The organism is Armatimonas sp. (genome assembly GCF_043757465.1).
GTDB lineage: Bacteria > Armatimonadota > Armatimonadia > Armatimonadales > Armatimonadaceae > Armatimonas.
The window spans coordinates 118,728-136,327 of the sequence record NZ_JAYVPL010000158.1 but is presented as its reverse complement, the minus strand read 5'-3'; the positions used below and the strand labels follow the sequence as shown (position 1 = coordinate 136,327).

The window sequence follows — 17,600 nt, the reverse complement described above, 5'->3', positions numbered from 1 at the left end:
CCAAGACGCACACTTGCGCCATTGTAACACAGGCAGAATGACTTAGCATCTCAAACAGAAGATTAGAATGAAAAACTAGCCCGCACGACGCATTTGCTGAACCACATCGCCCAGCAATGTATACGTATCACGATCCGCCTTACCCAGCGAGATTACCTGGCGTAAAGCCCCCTCTGCCTTTTCAAACTCGCCCCGACGAATATAGAGGTCGGCGAGCTCACGAAATCTTAAGGGATCAGCTTCACCGAGTTTCAAGTACTGCTCCAGAGCCCACTGTTCCATCTTTGAATTTCCCTGAGCGCGGTACAGATCAACCATGTTCCTGTAGGTTTCGGGGTTATCGGGGGCAACACGGGCGGCGCGCTCGTAAAATGTCTCTGCGCGTAGCATTCCTAGCTCCTCAAATTTGAGATTCAGGCGAGCCAGATGCAGTAATGTTTGTGTATGGTTGGGATCAATTTTCTCCACAATAATCTGGAAGATCCGCCGGGCATCCTCACGTTTTTCCAGACCTAGAAGGCTTTCCGCTAGACCAAAATGTGCTTCCAGGTGCTTAGCTCCTCCTGGCAAGATCACCGCGCGCGCCAGAATGTTGACTGCCCCTGTGAAGTCGCTAAACTTCTCTTTCAAAAGAAGACCATACTCCAATAGAGTGACGAAGTGGCCGGGCATCGCTTGCTCCGCTTCCTGGTACCAGCGAAGCGCCATCGGTAGATCACCGCGTAGATGCCACTCCTGGGCAACCCGTAGCAGCAGCGAGTCTGGAATACTCGCACCCGGGCGTGTGTATTTCTGTAATAGCTCCAGCGCTGTATCGCTCAGACGCTCCTCGCTCAGATACACCTCGGTCAGTGCAGCGAGAACGTCGTCTGTGGCCGTCCCCTTACGGTAGAGTGTCTCCCAGAGAGTCAGTGCCTTACGGCGATCTGGGGTCTCGTGAATGCGATTTTCGTGGTAGGTACGCGCTAGAGCAAGCAGAATCCTCTCATCCGCTTGTTTATAATAATGCGCTTTCTCATAGATCATCATTGCCTTGTGGGAGTAGTCTCCGGTCTCCAACAGGGCGACCGCGTAGTAAAACCAAAGTACTTTTTCCTCAGGACAGAGTTCTGTGGCACGCCCATAGATAAACGATGCCAGCGAGTCACGTCGCCCCACCTGCCCCCAAGCGAGAGCAAGAGCACGCGGAACCACGGACCACTGCCACTGGCGCTCTGCAAAATGCGGCACCAGCTCCGACTCGAAGGCAATCGCCATCTCCAGGTGTTTAAGCAGCGATGAGTCGAGCAAAATAATATCGCTCCGCCCAATTGAGTAGGCCAGTGCCGCTTCCAGAAGGTGATCCCCCGGTGAGAGAGCCAGCGCTACCTGAAGGGGCAAGACCGCCTCAACACCAAGCCGGTTCTGGGCGATATAAGCGTGTGAAAGGCGCAGACTCCAGTAGGCACGAGCCTCCTGCTTGTTCTCTTTGTTGGCCTCAGTGAACATCCGTAAGTAGACCGCACAGGCATTAGCATCATCGAGATCCCGCCCCGAAAAGAGATTGGCGAGGTACTGGTTGTTCTCTTTATCCTCCGAAACGTGAATAAACAGATAACGGTAGATAATCTCCGCTCGATCATCGCTGCGACCACTGGCACGGTAGGCAACTCCTAGCCAACGAGCCACCCGAATGCGTTGTTCTTCCGTGAGAGTCGTGGAATCAAAAGCGGCCTCAAGAATAGGTAGACGCTCTGGCGTGATCCGAATATCTTCTTCGTCCAGACAATCAGTCATGCGTTTGAGGATCTCATGACGCGGTAGATCTAGCTTATTCCAGTAGATGGACTCGCGCCAGTCGGGCTTCATCAACCGTCCCACACTCTGTTCTAGAGCCGTATTGCTGGGTGTGATCAGACCATGGTGGTACAGAGCGGCCACATAGAAGGCGCACCGCTCATCCTCGGGGAAAGCTTCCGCAGCCAGAGGGTACCAAGAGGCGCAACGCGAGTGGAACTGGCGTGTCTTCATATCCGCCCAGAGGAGTGCTTTCGCCACCCGCGCCAGTGCGGGCTGAGGTGTCTTTCCTACCAGAGCGCTGTAGTAGTGGACTACCGCATCTGGAGTCAGAGGAGGGTTTGCTATCTTCAGGTGACGTGCGGCCTTGGCTCCACCCACTAAGCGCTGCCAGAGTGTCGGTGGTTGCTTGATCTCTTTGAAGATTCCCTTAGCCATTGGTTCTTTGTTTAGTATCGGTCAGCACCACGAGAAAACTCAGCGGACTTGCGAAAACGCAGCGGGTATACTCAGACGCTATGCCTTTATCTGTTGATGTTCCTGCTGAGCTGAGCGAGTTTGCCCAGTTGTTAGGTTTCTCACTCGGTAAGCACGCCTCCCCCCTCCCGCCACACCCCCGTGCCGTCCGCCGCGCCTGGGCCGAAGGAGCGCGCTCTGCCATCTGCGCTGCCCCTACTGCCGAGGCACTCTGGCAGCTGCGCCCCCTAGCCCTCTTTGCCGCAGCGTTTGGCGAGCCGCTCCGTTCCGGTACTTTTCACTCCGGGCTGCGTGTCCGGGGCGGCCTTATCGCCACCGAGTGGCGCACTGCCCAGAAAGGCGCACTACTCTTTGCCCACAACCCGATGGAAGCGCCTTGTGTCGGCAGTGTCTTTCCCGCCTTCGACGAGCGCACGGTGGCGGCAGGCGAGACACTGATCTGGGCACATGACTTTCCGCTCGGGCCTTCGGAGAACTACTTGGCCGCCTACGCCGGTCTCGTCAAATCCGATGCCACTCTGCTCACAGCGCACCTCAGGCCTGATCCTTTCCCTGGCGCACGGTTTTTTGTGGTGGGCACACCCAGCGAGCGACGCGAGGTTTCGGTTTTCAATGCGGGGCCGGGTGAGGTTATTGAAGTGGTCTTTAGCGAAACACCTGCCGTCTTTGCTGCGGGCGTCTCCCAGGTCGTTGCCGTCCCTGAGGCGCTCGCCCCACATCTCTGGATTCTGGAGACCGCCACCTGGCTCGGCCCGACCTGGGAGCTCTCTCATGCTGGAGAGATCATCCACCACGCTACGGGCTGGCGCGAGACCGTTTTTGTTGGAGACGAAACACCGCGTAGTGCCCAGCTTCAGTTTGAGCAGAACTCTCCTGAAGTGGTCTGGCTCAATGGGATTCCCGTAACTGGGAGTGACGTGCTGCTTCTGCCCAGCGAGAACCATCTGCTCGTGCGCGGAGCACATGGCCCAGCGTTTATCATCCCAGATGGGGCTTGCTTCCAGGTGGAGCTGACGTTCACCCCACAGCCCCCCTCCGGCTTCACCAAGCAGATTAGTCGTCCCTCTTTTTAGCCAAATGACATCGGGCTCGCTCTCGGGTACAGTTGAGTAGCTAAACTAAAACGCACCAAAAGAAACCCGATGTCACAGCCAGTTTACCGTCGAACGCTGCCCGAGGGATGGGGAGTAGCGTAGCCAGAGCCAGAGTCCAAGTGTGACGAGCAAATACTCGGTGAGCGCAATCACTTGAACGGTTCGGCTGGCCTGAAACGACCAGAGATCGGGGTACTGACAGGCGCTGGTCGGCGGCGTGAAGAGCGGGAGCGGTGAGTGGGCGCTGCTCGGAAAGTCCGGAAGTGTCCAGAAAATCCGGTGGGAGAGAAACTGGAGCGCGACGAGGACGATATAAAAGCTCTTGGGCAGTGCGTGCTTCTCCAGAATCACGCCAAAAAGCACGTAGAAAATCGGCATCGCCCAGTAGACAATGCGCTCCGTGTCTGAGCCGCCGACCCAGCCAAGCGCCAGAAAGACGATTAGCATCCACGTCAACACTGGTTGGTGTTTCAGCCACGCCCACGCCGTGCGCCAGAAGAAAAGCGGGAGCACCAGCGCGGGGCCAAAGGCGATAAAGAGCCCGTGAACATAGACGGGAAGTGGCTTGTTGTAGGCCCACTGCCCGATTGTTCGTGCAAAACTGTAGCCATCGGTCTGACTCGCTAGTGCGTGCGTCGCCGCTACGCCCAGAACTCCCGCGAGCAGCGCGGGCCACTGTCGCCCTCGGCTGGCAATCGCGACGGCGAGCGGCACTACCACCGCACTTTCCCGAAACAGCGCCCCGACAAAGCAAAGCAAAACGAACCATCCACCCCCTCTCGTCCCATGGAACATGGATACAGAGCGAGAGGGGGTCGGCTGAAGTGAGGAACGAACGGAAGCCGGGGGGAGTGCCAACAATCCCCCCAGTAAAAACACAAACAGCCACGGGTCGGTGTAGGCGGCGTAGTGCGCGGTGAAGCGCAGCGGGGCATGCCACTGTGTGAGAAACGCCCCGATCAGTGCGAGTCGAAGCCAGGGACTTTCCACGAAGCGCCGCAGCCAGAGTGTGAGTAAGATTACTGAGAGCAGACACGCAGCCAGATTGACGAGGCGAAAACCGAGCAGGAGATGACTTGGAAAAAGCCACGCCACCAGCGCGGGCGTCCCCAGGCGAAAGGCGAACGGGCCGATGGCGCTTGGATGCTCGTGGTGGGCCACCTGCTGGGCCATCTGGAAGTAGGCAACTCCGTCCCAGCCCTTACCGTCGTGGTAGGTCAGCGGTTTCTGGAAGGCGACGCTTAGCCCCGCCACCAGGGCAAACAGCACGAGAACCCAAATCAGCTCGTTTTTCTTTGTCACAGGGTTATTTTCGGTACAATAGCGCCATGGTCTCACCAGAAATGATCCGCCACGCCTACGAGAGCTGTGTGCGAGACAGAGTGCGCCGCACGCCGCTCTACACATCGGGCGCGGTCTCGGCACAGACAGGCTGCCTTGGGCTCCACTTGAAGATGGAAAATCTCCAGGCGACGGGCTCGTTCAAGATTCGTGGCGCCACCTGGCGCATTGCCACCATGACCGACGACGAAAAAGCGCGGGGCGTCATCGCGGCATCGGCGGGCAACCATGCGCAGGGCGTCGCACTGGCGGCGCGGATGGCGGGGATTGCGGCGACGATCTGGATGCCGGAGCGAGCGAGCATCGCCAAAGTACAAGCCACTGAGGGCTACGGCGCGACGGTGATTTTAGAGGGCGCGAACTTCGATGAGGCGGTCACGGCGGCAAAAAACCGTGCGGCGCAGACGGGCGCGGTCTTTATCTCGGCCTACGACGACGACGGGGTGATCACGGGCCAGGGTTCGCTGGGGCTGGAGCTACTCGATGAGTTGCCGGAGCTGGACACGGTGATTATTCCCATTGGCGGCGGCGGGCTTTTCTCAGGCGTCGCGCGGGCCGTGAAAGCGGCGCGGCCTCACTGTCGGATCATCGGGGTGCAAGCGTCCGGTGCAAACGCGGCGGCGCAGTCGTTTCATGCGGGCAAGCTCCTGCCGCGCCTGACCCCGTGCGACACTATCGCCGATGGCATCGCGATCAAGGCCCCGAGCGAGCGCACGTTCGAGTACATTCAGGCCCTCGCCGACGATGTGGTGACCGTGAGTGACGAGCGCATCGCCGAAGCTATTTTGCTGCTCCTCACCCGCATGAAAGTGCTGGTCGAGCCGTCGGGCGCGGCGGGGCTGGCGGCGCTGCTCGCGCATCCGGGGCTTGGTGTCGGGCAGACGGCGTGTATTCTCTGCGGTGGCAACATTGACCTCAAGCTGCTCTCTGATCTGATCGAGCGCGGAATGATCCGCACCAGCCGCTATTTTCACTTCTTCACGTCGTGCCCCGACCGTCCCGGCGGCCTCGCGGCGCTTCTGGACACCATTGCAAAAGCGGGCGGCAACGTCATGGAAGTGACCCACAACCGCATCAGCGCCGAGATTCCCTACGGTCGCACCGGTGTGGAGATGCTGATCGAAGTGCGCGGCGAGGAGCATATCGCCCGCCTCGAAGCCTGTCTCCAAGCAGGCGGCTACCCCGTAAGACGCCTGGACTGAGCCCTACGGAAACCCAGGTGGCAGGGTCAGGCGGTAGTGCGAGGGTCTCCTCTGGTAGGTTCCCTGTCCCAAAATAAAGCGTCCCTCCACCCGAAGAACTGAGGTCAGGTGCCAGCCCGAGATCGGCGGAAGTAGCCTTTGCAGATCGAAGTAGCGACCGGCTTTCCAGAGAAACAGGCTCGTGGTCTCCGTAATGGGGTTGGTCATCACCCCTACCACTTTGCCTTCGTCATCGGCATCCGTGCACGCCGTGGGCATCGGGCCAAAAGAAAAGCTCTTCTCCCAGAGCGGGCGGGGAGAGGCTGACGGTGAGGTCCAGAACGCTACCTGGGTCACTCCCCCACGAGACATGATTCCAAAAATCATCCCATTTTTTCCTAAAAACTTAGGATCGGCCTCCCACATCAAGTTTTTATTCTGATCCCGTTCCTCGCGTAGAACAGGGATGCGCTTGTTTCCTGAATAAATGCAGTAGTGTTTGGTCTTATATGGGTTTGAGGTGATCAAAAATTCGCTCTGTGCGTTGGCATCAATTGGATGGGGAGAGTCCTGGGGTGAAAAAACAAAATCTCTCTCTAGAGGCTCCAGCTTACTGCCGTGCCAGAGTGTCCCCACTTCCTTTGGGGATTTACCAGGGAGTTGAGCCATCCGGCTATGTCCAATGATTCCGTCGGACAGAACAAAGTCAGCACTTGTCGACACGTAGCCCGCCAGAGGCTGTAGCAGACGAATGTTATCCCCTTCCCAGAGTGCGGAGCTGTACCCCGATTTCTTGTCAAAGACAGACCCGACGACGGTGCCATTTGAGAGAATCCCTCTTACCACTGCCAGCCCGATCCTCTTGGGGCGGGATTGACCAGGCTTCCAGAGTGTACTGTGCTTAGCCTTCCGAATTCCCTGAATCTCCTGGGTGGCACCTGCCACGGTGCCATCGGGGCCAAGGCTCAGGGTATTTACGATCCTCTCTCCTGGAAAGATCTCCAGCGGCTCGATCTTTATTGATTTCGCCAGCCGGTAGTCGCTCAGTACCGTCACGGCTACTCTACCCAGAGGAAGGCTTGCAAGGGCTACGACGGCTCCAGTGACTTGCCAGCAGCGGCGGGTACGGGCGGCGGGGAGCGCGGCTTGTAGGCGTGCTTCGAGCGGCGCGGCCTTGTGCGGCTTCAAGGTGCTCTCCACGTGCCAGAGCCGTGCTTGTTGATCTAGCTCGTTCTCGGTCATTTAATTTCTTCCTCCGAAAGCAGCTCCCGTAGGCGGCGGGTGGCCTCAAAGACACGGGCCTGTACGGTTCCTTGTGGCACACCTAGAATTTTTGCCGCCTCTTTATGCGTCCAGCCCTCCGCCTTCACCAGTACAAACGCTTCGCGTTGGCTGCCAGAAAGAGTACGGATCGCGCGATCCAGATCGAGCCGCAAGGCGATGTCTTCCGGCGCAATGCCTTCCGATTCGTCCAACGACTCAGTCTTCAGCGGCAAGCGTTTCTGCCGGGCACGCCAGGTACGAATCGTGATGGTGTGGAGCCAGGTGGTGAGCCGAGCGCGCCCCAGAAAGAGCGGGAGGGTCTTGAGCGCTGCGAGAAGCGTCTCCTGCGTGATGTCCTCCGCCTCGGAAACGCAGCCCGCACTCAGGCGCAAGGCGAGTCGGTAGATGCGGTCTTTGTGCTCCAGAAGGAGTTTTAGGTCGGGCGTGAGCATTGCTTTCAGAGAGTTAGTGGGCATTGTGCCCGATTTTGTTGGAAAATAAAAAAATCCCCTCCGCAGGCCGTCGGCCTGCGGAGGGGATTCGGAACTCTAGCCTTTCTTGAAGACCACACTGTCTTGGGTGGCGCTAGCAACCCGCAGGTTGAATGCCTTGAGAGACTCCTCCGCCAACAAGCTCCCCACAATTCCTTTGAGAGTCTTCGCACTCCCTCGGACGGTAATCTCCGTCAGCTCCGGGGTGTAGCTCTTGAGATCGGCTCCCCCGATTCCAGCAAGCTTTCCTAGAACCTCCACGATCTGTGTGGCCTCACTGTAGTCCCCAAGCCCCTGGAACTGAAGCGCGGTAACTCTCATATCCTCAATATCGGTCTCGGAGGCAAGGGGGATCTTGTCCATCAGCCGTGCCACAAGCTGCTGTACCGCACGCTCCGTACACTTACCCGCTTGCGACTCATTCCATGCCGTATTCTTATCCGCAGGAGGCGCGGCCTGCGAATTCTGCTCCGTTTTCTTGCTTCCCAGCACCGCACTCAGGCCCAGCTTGAGCAGCTCGGTCCCTCCAAAGCTCTTGCTCAGCAGGGAGTTGATATCGCTCTCATCCGTGCCCTCGGTTACTAGCACACTGGATGCCGCCAGAATATCCCCAGTCTCGATACTCACCAGGCGGACATCCATGCTCACCCGCAGCTCGAATGCCTTACTCACCACTTTATCTTTTACGGGCTTGAACCTGCCTAGCAGTGATTTAGTAACCTCGTTTCCCGGAGAGCTTTGTTTTTCAACAATACCAAACTCAGTGATCTTGCCCATGATAGCCACGGCAGCTCCCTTGAGCTTCCCTAGCTCCAGAACAGCTCCTTTATCGCCATTGCCTGCAATCAAGCCACGCTCTTTCTCGATTGCAGCTAAGTCGGCACGCTCCACCACGCGGGCTCCTTGTTGAACGAGCGCCAGTGTCACTCGATCCGCAACTTCCTGGCCCAGAGGGATATTGTCTTTGACCTTGCGATCAAGCTGCTGGAAGGTTACGACCATGACACGCTTGGTCTTAGGGGCTTCGGAGGACGCTTTGAGGGGTTCCGTGGCAGTCTGTGCCTGGCAGATTCCAGGGAAACTGACCAGGAGGGTTGCAAGCGCTGTGAGCGCAAAAATAGTCTTGTTGTTGATGTTCATCTTAGGTCTTTCACCATCAGGTTGTAAAGTTATCCCCATCTTAGGCGGCTTGCGTAAAGGGTCAGTGAACCTAACGTGAAAAAACCGTGAAAAATAATTCGTGAAAACGGCTCAGTTACTTTGAAAATACTTCCCCTAAGCCTTCGGCAGAAAGGTCGCCGATTCCCCCGTCAGCTAAAGCAGACAGTCCTCTCGGTCGTTTAACTATGGCTATTTCGGCGGTGCCCAGCCGCGCGGGTCGTAGTCTAGGCCGAAGGCATCGGCCATTCGGTTGAAGAAGGCGAAGAGGGCGGTGTCAAACGTTGCCTCGAAGATCTGCTCATCGGTCCAGCCCGCTTTTCGTAGCGCCTCAACATCGAGATCAGAGACCTTGGCAGGCTCTAAGGTCAGCCGCTTCACAAAGCCGAGCAGCTCACGCTCCTTGGGAGCTAGGCCCTTGGCTTTGGTCAGATCGCCCGTCCCGACCGCGTCCACATCACTGAGATCTTGTCCCTGCGACCGCAGGAATCCGCCATGGCTGGACACTCAGTACTTACACCGGTTCAGCGCCGAGACATAGGTCGCGACCAGCTCTTTCTGGCGGCGTGTCAGGGCACCGTCGGAGAAGTGCATCATTCCTGCAAGCTGCTGCACCATCACCATCGCCTCGGGTTTGACGCTCATCGTGCGCATGATGCCCGGAATCTGCTGCGGCATCTTGAAGGGCATTCCCAGCTTCTTGAGAGCGTCAAAGTGCGGGTCTGCTGTGTCCATTACCCAGTCAATACGCGCCACGTCGCTGGCCGCACGGATAAACTTCATCAGCTCATCAGGGTTGGCCGCCTTGCCTGTCTGACGGCCCCGACGGTCGAAGATCAGCGCCATCGGTGTCGCGGTAATCTCGTTTTTCTTGGCAATGGGCTCGTCACCCGTCTTTAGGTGAATAACTTTAAGCGCGACGGGCTTTCCCTCAAGCTGCTTCTGGACACCCTCGTAGAACTGTTGCTCTAGCAGGCTACTGGGTTTGTAGAAGAAAAATACCGTGGGTTGCTCAGGCACAAGGTGATTGGCGAGCACCACATCGGCTCCGGTAGAGAGCGGGGTCTGTCTCATACCCGCTATGGTACCATGACGCATGTTCGTCCGCGCCTATCCCGCCGGCAAGCCTCTTGTGCTGCCCACTGGCCCGTATCTGCTTCTGCCGTTTGTCGCTGACGGCGAGCTTCTTGTCCACCACAACCGCCACGGTGCGAGCTTGCTCCGTGGCGACAGTGCCCCCGACAATGCGCTCTTTATCGGGACACTGGACGGCCTGCCGTGCCTCGCCTATTTCCAAGTACCTGCTGCGGATGACGATGCCGTGGAGCCTGAGGGCCTCCGTCGCTTGGGGCTGCGTGCGCTCTTTGGGCACCTCGCCGACGAGGAAACTACCGTGGCAGGCTACGCGTCGCAGCTCATCCGCTGGCAGAAAAACGCAAGGTTCTGCCCGTCGTGCGGCGGCCCGACGCACAACGACGACGGCTGGAACCAGAAGTGCGCGGCGTGCGGCTTCAACCACTACCCGCCCGCTACCCCCGCCGTACTGATTCTTGTCCACGACGGTGCGGGCAATATTCTGCTCGGCCAAAAAGAAGGCTGGGGGAAGCGCTACTCTATCTTAGCGGGCTTCGTCGAGCCCGGTGAGTCGCTAGAGGACTGCTGCCGCCGCGAGACCATCGAGGAAGTGCAAATCACCATCGGCGAGTGTGTTTATGATGGCAGCCAGCCCTGGCCGTTTCCCCACCAGCTCATGGTCGGCTTTATCTGCCGCTACGAATCCGGCCAGATCGTCCCCGACCCTACCGAACTCTCTCACGCCGCCTGGTTTCATCACACCAGCCTCCCCGAGCTGCCCCCATCCTACGCCCTCTCTCGCCAGCTTATAGATCGCTGGATCGCCAAACAGGCGGAGCGGCGGAATGCGACACTTTTGTGAAAAAATGACACTGAGGAACAAACTTGAGCCAGCCGAGGTATAATGGTTGAGTCCATCGCGCTGTGCCCTGGGTCAGCCTCCAAAGTTGGCGGCTGTTTACCGGGAGGCATAGCGGCTCTCGACGATGAGTGCGCGGAGCAGATGGAGACAGGGCGCGGCGGGTATCCCGTCGCGCCTTTCTCATGAGGTTTCGGATTTTAGGTTGAAGGAGAAAGAATAAGATGAAACGTTTACCAGTGGCTATTTTTGCGGTAGGGATGCTCAGCGGACTTGTGATTGCGCCTCAGGCTAGTGCACAGCTCGACAAGCTGCTGAAGGGCGGAGCGATTATTATCGCCATAGACAAGTTTGGCGGCGAGATCAACAAAGCCGTCAATAAAGTGATTGGCGGAACGACTAAGGACGCCGAGACGCGGATCGTACCGATTCTCTCGATTGGTAAGGGAACATACGCAGGCGCGGCCCAGATCACCGGCCCGAGGGAGCAGGTGGAGAAAGTCCGTGCTATCGCGCAGGTGGAGGCGGATGCTCGTGCAGGCCTACAGCTTCGCATCAAGGGAATGATTCCTATCGAGAGTCGCGAAGTGAAGGATCTGGACTCCCTGAGGCGTGTCTCCGGGGTCGGGATCACCGGCTTGATAGACGCGAAGCTCTAGTTTTAGCGGAACGTATTCACTTGCTCGGCGATAGAGGCGATCTGTTCGTCGGTGAGCTCGGGGTAGAGCGGGAGGGAGAGAATCCTTCCCGCCTCCCTGTCCGCCACCGGGCAGGTGTCTTGCTGGTTGAGATGCGCCAGTGCGGGCTGACGGTTCTGGGGAATCGGGTAGTGGATCTGGGTTCCTATCCCACGCTCCGCGAGATGCTGACGCAGGGCATCGCGTCGTGTGGCATCTGTGCGGATGACATAAAGATGCCAGGTGTGGTGGCTGTAGGGCGCCTCGCAGGGCCGCTCCACGCCTTGCAGAAGCGTGTCGTAGAGCGCCGCGATCTCTCGTCGCCTAGCCAGGGACACTTCCAAGTGGCGTAGCTTCACCCGTAGAATTGCTGCCTGAAGCTCATCCAGGCGTGAGTTCACTCCCTCAACGAGATGCTCGTAGCGCTGTGATCCCTCACCGTAGTTTCGCAGGCTCCGCACCCTTGCGGCAAGCTCTGGATCGCTCGTTGCCACCGCGCCACCATCGCCGTAGGCTCCCAGATTTTTGGTGGGGTAGAAGCTAAAGGCCGCAATCGCTCCGAGAGTTCCCGTCATCCGCCCCTCCCAGCGCGTCCCGTGGCTCTGGGCACAGTCCTCCAGCACAGGAATCCCACACTCCAGAAGTGGCCCTAGATCGGCGGCTTGGCCGTAGAGGTGTACCGGCACAAGGGCTTTTGTCTTTGGCCCAACTCTCTCCAGTGCTTTCTCAGGATCGAGGCAGAGTGTCTCGGGCTGAATGTCTGCGAAGACCGGGATCGCGCCGAGCTGCCGGATCGCTGCCACCGTGGGAAAGGCCGTCAGCGGGGTGGTGACCACCTCATCGCCTACGCCCACGCCCAGTGCTCGTAGCCCCAGCGCAATGGCGTCCGTGCCGCTACCAACACCGACCACGCCCTCCCCGCTCCCGATAACGGGAGAGCGGGGGGCTAGCCATGCGCCGAACTCTTGCTCGAAGGCTTTTCCTTGCTCGCCCAGTACGAACCAGCCCGCATCCAGCACACTCTGGATCGCCACATCTATTTCGAGTCTCAGCGTGGCGTACTGGCTCTTGAACTCCGCAAAAGGAATGGGCAGTGTACTCACGTGTAGTGCTCTCGGTAGCGACGATAGAACATGAGCATAGTCTCCAGCCCCTCGCGCAGGCCCACGCGTGGCATCCAGCCCGTGGCGGCGGCGAATCGGGAGAAGTCGGCGTAGTAGTCGCCGATATCAATGCGCTTCTTCTCCTCCGGCCAGGGGATGTCGCAAATACTCAGAGCAGGGCAGAGGCTCTGGAGCGTCTCCGCAACCTCGCGCAGGCTGACCACCTCCAGATGCCCCAGATTGAAGGCGAGCCCGAAGCAGGAGGGAGTCGTGGCGGCACGGAGGAGGGCATCCACCACATCACTCACCTCGTTCATATCGCGCCGCTGCGCGCCATCGCCGTAGAGCGCGATCTCTCCACCATCGAGTGCCGCTCGGGCAAAAGTGGAGAGGAAGCCTTGTGTGCTGTTTTTAGCGAGCAGCATCCGCGGGCCGTAGGTGTTGGTCAGCCGCAGAGAGACCGTCCGAATCCCATAGACATCGTGGTAGAGCAAGTGATACATCTCGCCCGCGACATTGTTGACACCATTTACATCCACGGGGCGGATCGGGTGTGTCTCGGTGACGGGCAGCTCAATGGGCTTGCCGTAGATCTGGCGTGTGCTGGTGTAGACCACGACCGCCTCGGGGTTTTCTTTGCGCACCAGCTCCATCAGGATCATCTGGCTGCGGCAGTTGATCTGCAGATCCATCTCGGGATCGTTCATGGAGTCAATATGGCTAACCTGACCGGCGAGGTTGAAGATAAAGTCACGGCGGCGTACAAGCGAGCGCATCGCCTGATCGCGAATATCCGCCTCGGTGACGCTCACTTTGTCCTCGATACCATCAAGGTTGAAGTAGTTACCGCCGTGGCCAGGGATGAGTGCGTCCACGATGTGCACCCGTGCTCCTTGCGCGATCAGAGCACGTGCCAGGTTGCTTCCGATAAAGCCAAGGCCCCCCGTGATCAGGCAGTCTTTTCCTGCAAAGTCCATACGCTACTTTCGCAGCCCCAGCGCCCGTAGCACCCGCCCGCCGAAGCGCCAGAGGATCAGCTTGCGCCAGAGCGCCAGGAGCTTACCGAGCGATGCGAGAATCTTTGTCGGCTTGAAAAACTGAGACGCGCCCGAGACACGCGGGTAGTGATGCACCGGAGCTTCGACAATCTGCATCTTAGAGTTCTTCACTTCAAAAACCAGCTCGGTGCAGATAGAGCCACTGGACGAGGTGAGGGTGAGGGAGCGCAACACCGAGAGGCGCATCAGGCGGAAGTCGCAGTCAATATCGCGGACGGGTAGGCCAAAGAGCAACTTCGCTGTCCAGTGGTAAGTACGTCCGACAACCACCCGCACCCAGCTATCGCCACGCTTGAGCTTGTAGCCATTAACCATGCCCACTCCCTCGATCATCTGGGGAAGAAGAAGCACAAGCTCGGTGGGGTCGTACTGACCGTCACCATCGGTGTAGAAGAGATAGGTCTTGCTTGCCGCCTCAAAGCCGCTACGGAGCGCTGTGCCATAGCCCCCATTTTTCTCGTGGCTGACCACCCGCAAAAACGGGTATTTTTCTTGCCGACTCGCCAGAACTGCTGCTGTTTCATCGAGGCTGCCGTCGTTGACCACGATAATCTCGTAGTCGCTGGCGACGCGGGCTAGGATTTTTGCAGACCAGTCCACCAGTGCCCCGATCGTGTGAGCATCATTGTAGGCAGGAAACACAACACTCAGGCTCTCGCCCTCCGGCAGGCGCGGCAAGATATCCCGCCCGGCACGATCCTGGGCCACAGGCTCCCAGGGCATAGGAGTCTGCTCCAGTCGGGATAGGGTCTCGGGATCAGGGGTATCCTGTGGCATGGCCATCTTCAGAGCCTATTTAACGTCGCAAGCAACATACTTTATATTTTTTGCCACTGCCACACGGGCAGGGCTCATTTCTGCCCGGCGTTTTCTTTGCCGCCTCCGCTGTCTCTCGCTGTAGGAGCATTCCCATCAGCTCGGCGGGAGCACGGCTTGCCTTCAGTAAGCTACCCATTGTCTTCATGTAGGGATCAACATGCTTGAAGAACTTCAGGTAGCCTGCGCAGAGATAGTTCAATCCCCACTCGCCATCGGGGGCTTTTAGGAACCGGTGTTTGGGACACTCCCCGTGGCAGGCAAAGCGAACATCGCACTCACGGCAGTACTTTGGGAGTAAATCACGCTTGTCATTGCCGAACTTGACCATCTGCTCACTGTTGACCAGCTCCTCAAGCGGAGTCTCCATCAGGTTGCCCAACTTGTAGTCCGGATAGACATAGTGATCACAGGCGTAGAGATCACCGTTGTGCTCCAGCGCCAGCGCCGCGCCGCAGGTCTCGGAAAAGACGCAGAGGCTGGGGCCTGCTCCCACCCAGTTGCCCAAGGCGACATCGAACATCTGCACAAATGTCTTGCCAATATCGCGGCGCACCCACTCATCGAAGATCGTGTTTAAGAACTTGCCGTAGTCTTCCGAGCGCACCGACCATTCTGTCACGGGGGAGCGTGGCTGCCCCGGTTGCGCGGGTGTGGCGAGGCTCAGTTGGATCAGGCCGTCTTGTGTCTCGATTGGTGCAATGGGATTGCGCTCCACCAGCGGAATAAACTGAATAAACCCGGAGCCGACTTCCCGTAAAAATTTATAAACGGCGAGCGGCTCCTGCGAGTTTTTGCGATTGACCACGGTGAGCGTGTTGAACTCGACCGCGTGTTTCTTTAAAACGTTCATTCCTGCCACCACGCGCTCAAAAGTGGGGCGCCCCTGTTTGTCCACTCGGTAGGCATCGTGCAGGTGTGCGGGGCCATCTATCGAGAGCCCGATGAGAAAGTTATTTTTTGCCAGAAACTCGCCCCACGCATCGTCTAAGAGGGTGCCGTTGGTCTGGAAGGCGTTGTGAATGGTCTTGCCATCGGCATATTTTTTTTGCAGCGCCACCACTTTTTCAAAGAAGCGCACCCCGAGAAGCGTCGGCTCTCCGCCCTGCCACGCGAAGCTGATCTCCGGGACACTCTGGCTGGCAATGTACTGCTGAATATAGCTTTCGAGCACCTCTTCGGGCATCTCCCACGATGGGCGCTGCTTGCGCTCACTCTGGTAGAGATCCTCTTTTTCCAGATAAAAGCAGTAGCGACAGTCAAGGTTGCAGATAGGGCCGATAGGCTTGGTCATGACATGGAAGGCAGGACGGCGCCCAACGCCCGTCAGCAGTGGGGTGGATGGCATGCGGCCATTATACCCAACGTGCTAAGGTGGCGGATTGACGTGTTTGAAGGGGAAGGGGAAACGAAATCGCGTATCTGCTTGAAACATTCAGTGGATGCGGGTAAACTGTACCGGTTTTCACAAACTCAAATTTTCGCTTAAGACATAAAGGTATACGATGGCAACAGGCAAGATCGTCCAGGTCCAGGGTCCCGTGGTAGACGTCGCGTTTGAACCGGGGCAACTTCCTTCAATTCTCAACGCAATCCGCATCCCGATCAAAAACGGCGACGATCTGATCGTCGAGGTTTCTCAGCATCTGGGAAATGATGTGGTTCGCGCAGTGGCAATGGACTCCACTGATGGGCTCGTTCGTGGTCAGGAAGCAATTGACACCGGGCAGGCTATCTCTGTCCCCGTCGGCCCCGCCACGCTAGGACGTGTTTTCAACCTCCTCGGTCGTCCCATTGACGAGCGCGGACCAGCCAATGCCACAGAGTACTGGCCCATTCACCGCGATGCTCCGGCATTCGAGGATCTAGCAACCGCCCCTGAGATTCTGGAGACGGGTATCAAGGTTGTTGACCTGCTCTGCCCCTACCTCAAGGGAGGGAAGATTGGCCTCTTCGGGGGAGCGGGCGTCGGCAAGACCGTGACCATGCAGGAGCTGATTCGTAATATCGCTGTTCAGCACTCTGGTGTTTCGGTGTTCGCTGGAGTCGGCGAGCGCACCCGTGAGGGCAACGACCTCTGGCTGGAAATGTCTGAGGCCGAGTTCACCGATTCCTCGGGCAAGAAGGCCCACGTTATTGACAAGACCGCTATGGTCTTCGGCCAGATGAACGAGCCTCCGGGTGCCCGCCTGCGTGTTGCACTCTCGGGCCTGACAATGGCCGAGTACTTCCGCGATGTTGACGGTGCCGACGTGCTGCTCTTCATTGACAATATCTTCCGTTTCACTCAAGCGGGTTCTGAAGTGTCCGCGCTCCTGGGCCGTATGCCCAGCGCCGTGGGCTATCAGCCGACCTTGGCCAGTGAGATGGGCGCCCTCCAAGAGCGCATTACCTCCACCCGCAAGGGCTCGGTCACGTCCGTGCAGGCGATCTACGTCCCCGCCGACGACCTCACCGACCCGGCTCCTGCCACCGCGTTCTCGCACCTGGATGCGACCACGGTTCTAGAGCGCAACCTGGCGGCTCAAGGAATCTTCCCCGCCGTGGACCCGCTCTCCTCCACCAGCCGCGCCCTGACTCCTGCCATCGTGGGAGCCGAGCACTACCGCGTCGCCCGTGGGGTTCAGTCCATCCTCCAGCGCTACAAAGAGCTTCAGGACATTATCGCCATTCTGGGAATTGACGAGCTCTCCGACGAAGACAAGTTGATTGTTTCTCGTGCTCGTAAGATCCAGAAGTTTCTCTCCCAGCCCTTCTACGTGGGGGAAGCCTTCACCGGAATCGCCGGGAAGTATGTCAGCCGCGAGGATGCCGTCCGCTCCTTTGATGCTATCCTCGCCGGAAAGCATGACGACCTACCCGAGCAGGCTTTCTACATGGTCGGCACCATTGAAGAGGCCATCGAAAAAGGCCGCTCTCTGTAAGTGGGTTAGCTCTCCTCTGTCATTATTAAACAGAGGAGAGTTCGTCAGTTTGCATTTTTAGGATTTATTTACAATGAATTTCCGCCTAGGTTATCGTAGCCGTTATCCTTTCACCTTTATTATGGGGATTCTTAGCCGGAGAAAACTTTCTCGTTTTAGTAAAATCGAGGCTCCGCTGAACAATTTTGGCAAATCTGCCTCGTCTACTGTAATCTCGAACTGAGCCATTTCTTTCTCCTCGTTGTTGAAGTTTTATCACTCCAATTGTCGGGAGAGGGAGGTGGCTTTCTGTCATGAATTCGCCAGCA

At 58.1% G+C, this 17,600-nt stretch carries 16 protein-coding genes; 5 read left to right on the top strand and 11 right to left on the bottom strand.

The genetic code is table 11. The features are described from left to right. Positions 1–75 precede the first annotated feature (75 nt). Complete coding sequence (locus ACH2ED_RS22500; protein WP_395094987.1) at positions 76–2,214, bottom strand: tetratricopeptide repeat protein; 2,139 nt, start codon at positions 2,212–2,214, stop codon at positions 76–78. Between the two features lie 80 nt (positions 2,215–2,294). Between ACH2ED_RS22500 and ACH2ED_RS22495 the strand changes: the two genes are divergently transcribed. Continuing rightward, positions 2,295–3,326, top strand: coding sequence for a hypothetical protein (locus tag ACH2ED_RS22495; protein WP_395094985.1), 1,032 nt, complete (start codon positions 2,295–2,297; stop codon positions 3,324–3,326). Between the two features lie 72 nt (positions 3,327–3,398). On the opposite strand, the gene ACH2ED_RS22490 is transcribed toward ACH2ED_RS22495, so the two are convergent. Next, positions 3,399–4,649 (bottom strand): hypothetical protein, encoded by a 1,251-nt coding sequence (locus ACH2ED_RS22490; protein ID WP_395094984.1) that lies wholly within the window; start codon positions 4,647–4,649, stop codon positions 3,399–3,401. A 26-nt stretch (positions 4,650–4,675) separates the two neighbouring features. Between ACH2ED_RS22490 and ilvA the strand changes: the two genes are divergently transcribed. Beyond that, positions 4,676–5,890: a threonine ammonia-lyase gene (gene ilvA / locus ACH2ED_RS22485; RefSeq protein ID WP_395094983.1), complete on the top strand. Its 1,215-nt coding sequence runs from the start codon at positions 4,676–4,678 to the stop codon at positions 5,888–5,890. A 3-nt stretch (positions 5,891–5,893) separates the two neighbouring features. Here the strand turns inward: ilvA and ACH2ED_RS22480 are convergent, their stop codons facing one another. The 5 genes from ACH2ED_RS22480 to ACH2ED_RS22460 all read right to left on the bottom strand — a co-directional run bounded on the left by ACH2ED_RS22480 (position 5,894) and on the right by ACH2ED_RS22460 (position 9,855). Then, positions 5,894–7,111 (bottom strand): hypothetical protein, encoded by a 1,218-nt coding sequence (locus ACH2ED_RS22480; RefSeq protein ID WP_395094982.1) that lies wholly within the window; start codon positions 7,109–7,111, stop codon positions 5,894–5,896. After that, a complete protein-coding gene (locus ACH2ED_RS22475) occupies positions 7,108–7,608 on the bottom strand; it encodes an RNA polymerase sigma factor (RefSeq protein ID WP_395094981.1) in 501 nt (166 codons plus the stop codon). Before ACH2ED_RS22475 ends, ACH2ED_RS22480 begins: the two co-directional genes overlap by 4 nt. Before the next feature lie 72 nt (positions 7,609–7,680). Continuing rightward, positions 7,681–8,763 carry a CsgG/HfaB family protein gene (locus tag ACH2ED_RS22470; RefSeq protein WP_395094980.1) on the bottom strand — a complete coding sequence of 361 codons (1,083 nt, stop codon included), beginning with the start codon at positions 8,761–8,763 and terminating at the stop codon, positions 7,681–7,683. 210 nt (positions 8,764–8,973) lie between these two features. Next, positions 8,974–9,288 carry a carboxymuconolactone decarboxylase family protein gene (locus ACH2ED_RS22465; protein ID WP_395094979.1) on the bottom strand — a complete coding sequence of 105 codons (315 nt, stop codon included), beginning with the start codon at positions 9,286–9,288 and terminating at the stop codon, positions 8,974–8,976. Then, positions 9,289–9,855, bottom strand: coding sequence for a hypothetical protein (locus tag ACH2ED_RS22460; RefSeq protein ID WP_395094977.1), 567 nt, complete (start codon positions 9,853–9,855; stop codon positions 9,289–9,291). A 22-nt stretch (positions 9,856–9,877) separates the two neighbouring features. On the opposite strand from ACH2ED_RS22460, the gene nudC reads away from it, so the two are divergent. Together nudC and ACH2ED_RS22450 are read left to right on the top strand one after the other, a co-directional pair. Further along, entirely contained in the window at positions 9,878–10,717 is an 840-nt protein-coding gene (gene nudC / locus ACH2ED_RS22455; RefSeq protein ID WP_395094976.1) for an NAD(+) diphosphatase, read from the top strand. A 221-nt stretch (positions 10,718–10,938) separates the two neighbouring features. Next, positions 10,939–11,373: a hypothetical protein gene (locus ACH2ED_RS22450; protein WP_395094975.1), complete on the top strand. Its 435-nt coding sequence runs from the start codon at positions 10,939–10,941 to the stop codon at positions 11,371–11,373. 2 nt (positions 11,374–11,375) lie between these two features. Here ACH2ED_RS22450 and ACH2ED_RS22445 read toward each other — a convergent pair whose 3' ends face one another. From ACH2ED_RS22445 to ACH2ED_RS22430, 4 genes are read right to left on the bottom strand one after another with little or no spacing between them, the layout of a single operon-like run. After that, the gene (locus ACH2ED_RS22445) at positions 11,376–12,494 is read right to left on the bottom strand and encodes a DegT/DnrJ/EryC1/StrS family aminotransferase (protein ID WP_395094974.1); all 1,119 of its coding nucleotides are present in this window, start codon (positions 12,492–12,494) and stop codon (positions 11,376–11,378) included. Beyond that, a complete protein-coding gene (locus ACH2ED_RS22440) occupies positions 12,491–13,471 on the bottom strand; it encodes an NAD-dependent epimerase/dehydratase family protein (RefSeq protein ID WP_395094973.1) in 981 nt (326 codons plus the stop codon). Before ACH2ED_RS22440 ends, ACH2ED_RS22445 begins: the two co-directional genes overlap by 4 nt. A 3-nt stretch (positions 13,472–13,474) precedes the next feature. Further along, positions 13,475–14,329: a glycosyltransferase family 2 protein gene (locus ACH2ED_RS22435; RefSeq protein WP_395094972.1), complete on the bottom strand. Its 855-nt coding sequence runs from the start codon at positions 14,327–14,329 to the stop codon at positions 13,475–13,477. Between the two features lie 19 nt (positions 14,330–14,348). Next, on the bottom strand, positions 14,349–15,716 hold the full coding sequence (locus ACH2ED_RS22430) for an anaerobic sulfatase maturase (RefSeq protein ID WP_395094971.1): 1,368 nt from the start codon (positions 15,714–15,716) through the stop codon (positions 14,349–14,351). A 157-nt stretch (positions 15,717–15,873) separates the two neighbouring features. Between ACH2ED_RS22430 and atpD the strand changes: the two genes are divergently transcribed. Continuing rightward, a complete protein-coding gene (gene atpD, locus ACH2ED_RS22425) occupies positions 15,874–17,292 on the top strand; it encodes a F0F1 ATP synthase subunit beta (RefSeq protein ID WP_395094969.1) in 1,419 nt (472 codons plus the stop codon). Positions 17,293–17,600: the final 308 nt, after the last annotated feature.

Excerpts from the sequence above, each read along its gene's own strand:
- ACH2ED_RS22480 (WP_395094982.1), bottom strand. The coding sequence starts at position 7,111 with ATGACCGAGAACGAGCTAGATCAACAAGCACGGCTCTGGCACGTGGAG.
- ACH2ED_RS22440 (WP_395094973.1), bottom strand. The coding sequence starts at position 13,471 with ATGGACTTTGCAGGAAAAGACTGCCTGATCACGGGGGGCCTTGGCTTT.
- ilvA (WP_395094983.1), top strand. The coding sequence starts at position 4,676 with ATGGTCTCACCAGAAATGATCCGCCACGCCTACGAGAGCTGTGTGCGA.
- ACH2ED_RS22495 (WP_395094985.1), top strand. The coding sequence starts at position 2,295 with ATGCCTTTATCTGTTGATGTTCCTGCTGAGCTGAGCGAGTTTGCCCAG.
- ACH2ED_RS22435 (WP_395094972.1), bottom strand. The coding sequence starts at position 14,329 with ATGCCACAGGATACCCCTGATCCCGAGACCCTATCCCGACTGGAGCAG.
- atpD (WP_395094969.1), top strand. The coding sequence starts at position 15,874 with ATGGCAACAGGCAAGATCGTCCAGGTCCAGGGTCCCGTGGTAGACGTC.
- ACH2ED_RS22470 (WP_395094980.1), bottom strand. The coding sequence starts at position 8,763 with ATGAACATCAACAACAAGACTATTTTTGCGCTCACAGCGCTTGCAACC.
- ACH2ED_RS22460 (WP_395094977.1), bottom strand. The coding sequence starts at position 9,855 with ATGAGACAGACCCCGCTCTCTACCGGAGCCGATGTGGTGCTCGCCAAT.
- ACH2ED_RS22475 (WP_395094981.1), bottom strand. The coding sequence starts at position 7,608 with ATGCCCACTAACTCTCTGAAAGCAATGCTCACGCCCGACCTAAAACTC.
- ACH2ED_RS22450 (WP_395094975.1), top strand. The coding sequence starts at position 10,939 with ATGAAACGTTTACCAGTGGCTATTTTTGCGGTAGGGATGCTCAGCGGA.
- ACH2ED_RS22430 (WP_395094971.1), bottom strand. The coding sequence starts at position 15,716 with ATGCCATCCACCCCACTGCTGACGGGCGTTGGGCGCCGTCCTGCCTTC.
- nudC (WP_395094976.1), top strand. The coding sequence starts at position 9,878 with ATGTTCGTCCGCGCCTATCCCGCCGGCAAGCCTCTTGTGCTGCCCACT.
- ACH2ED_RS22500 (WP_395094987.1), bottom strand. The coding sequence starts at position 2,214 with ATGGCTAAGGGAATCTTCAAAGAGATCAAGCAACCACCGACACTCTGG.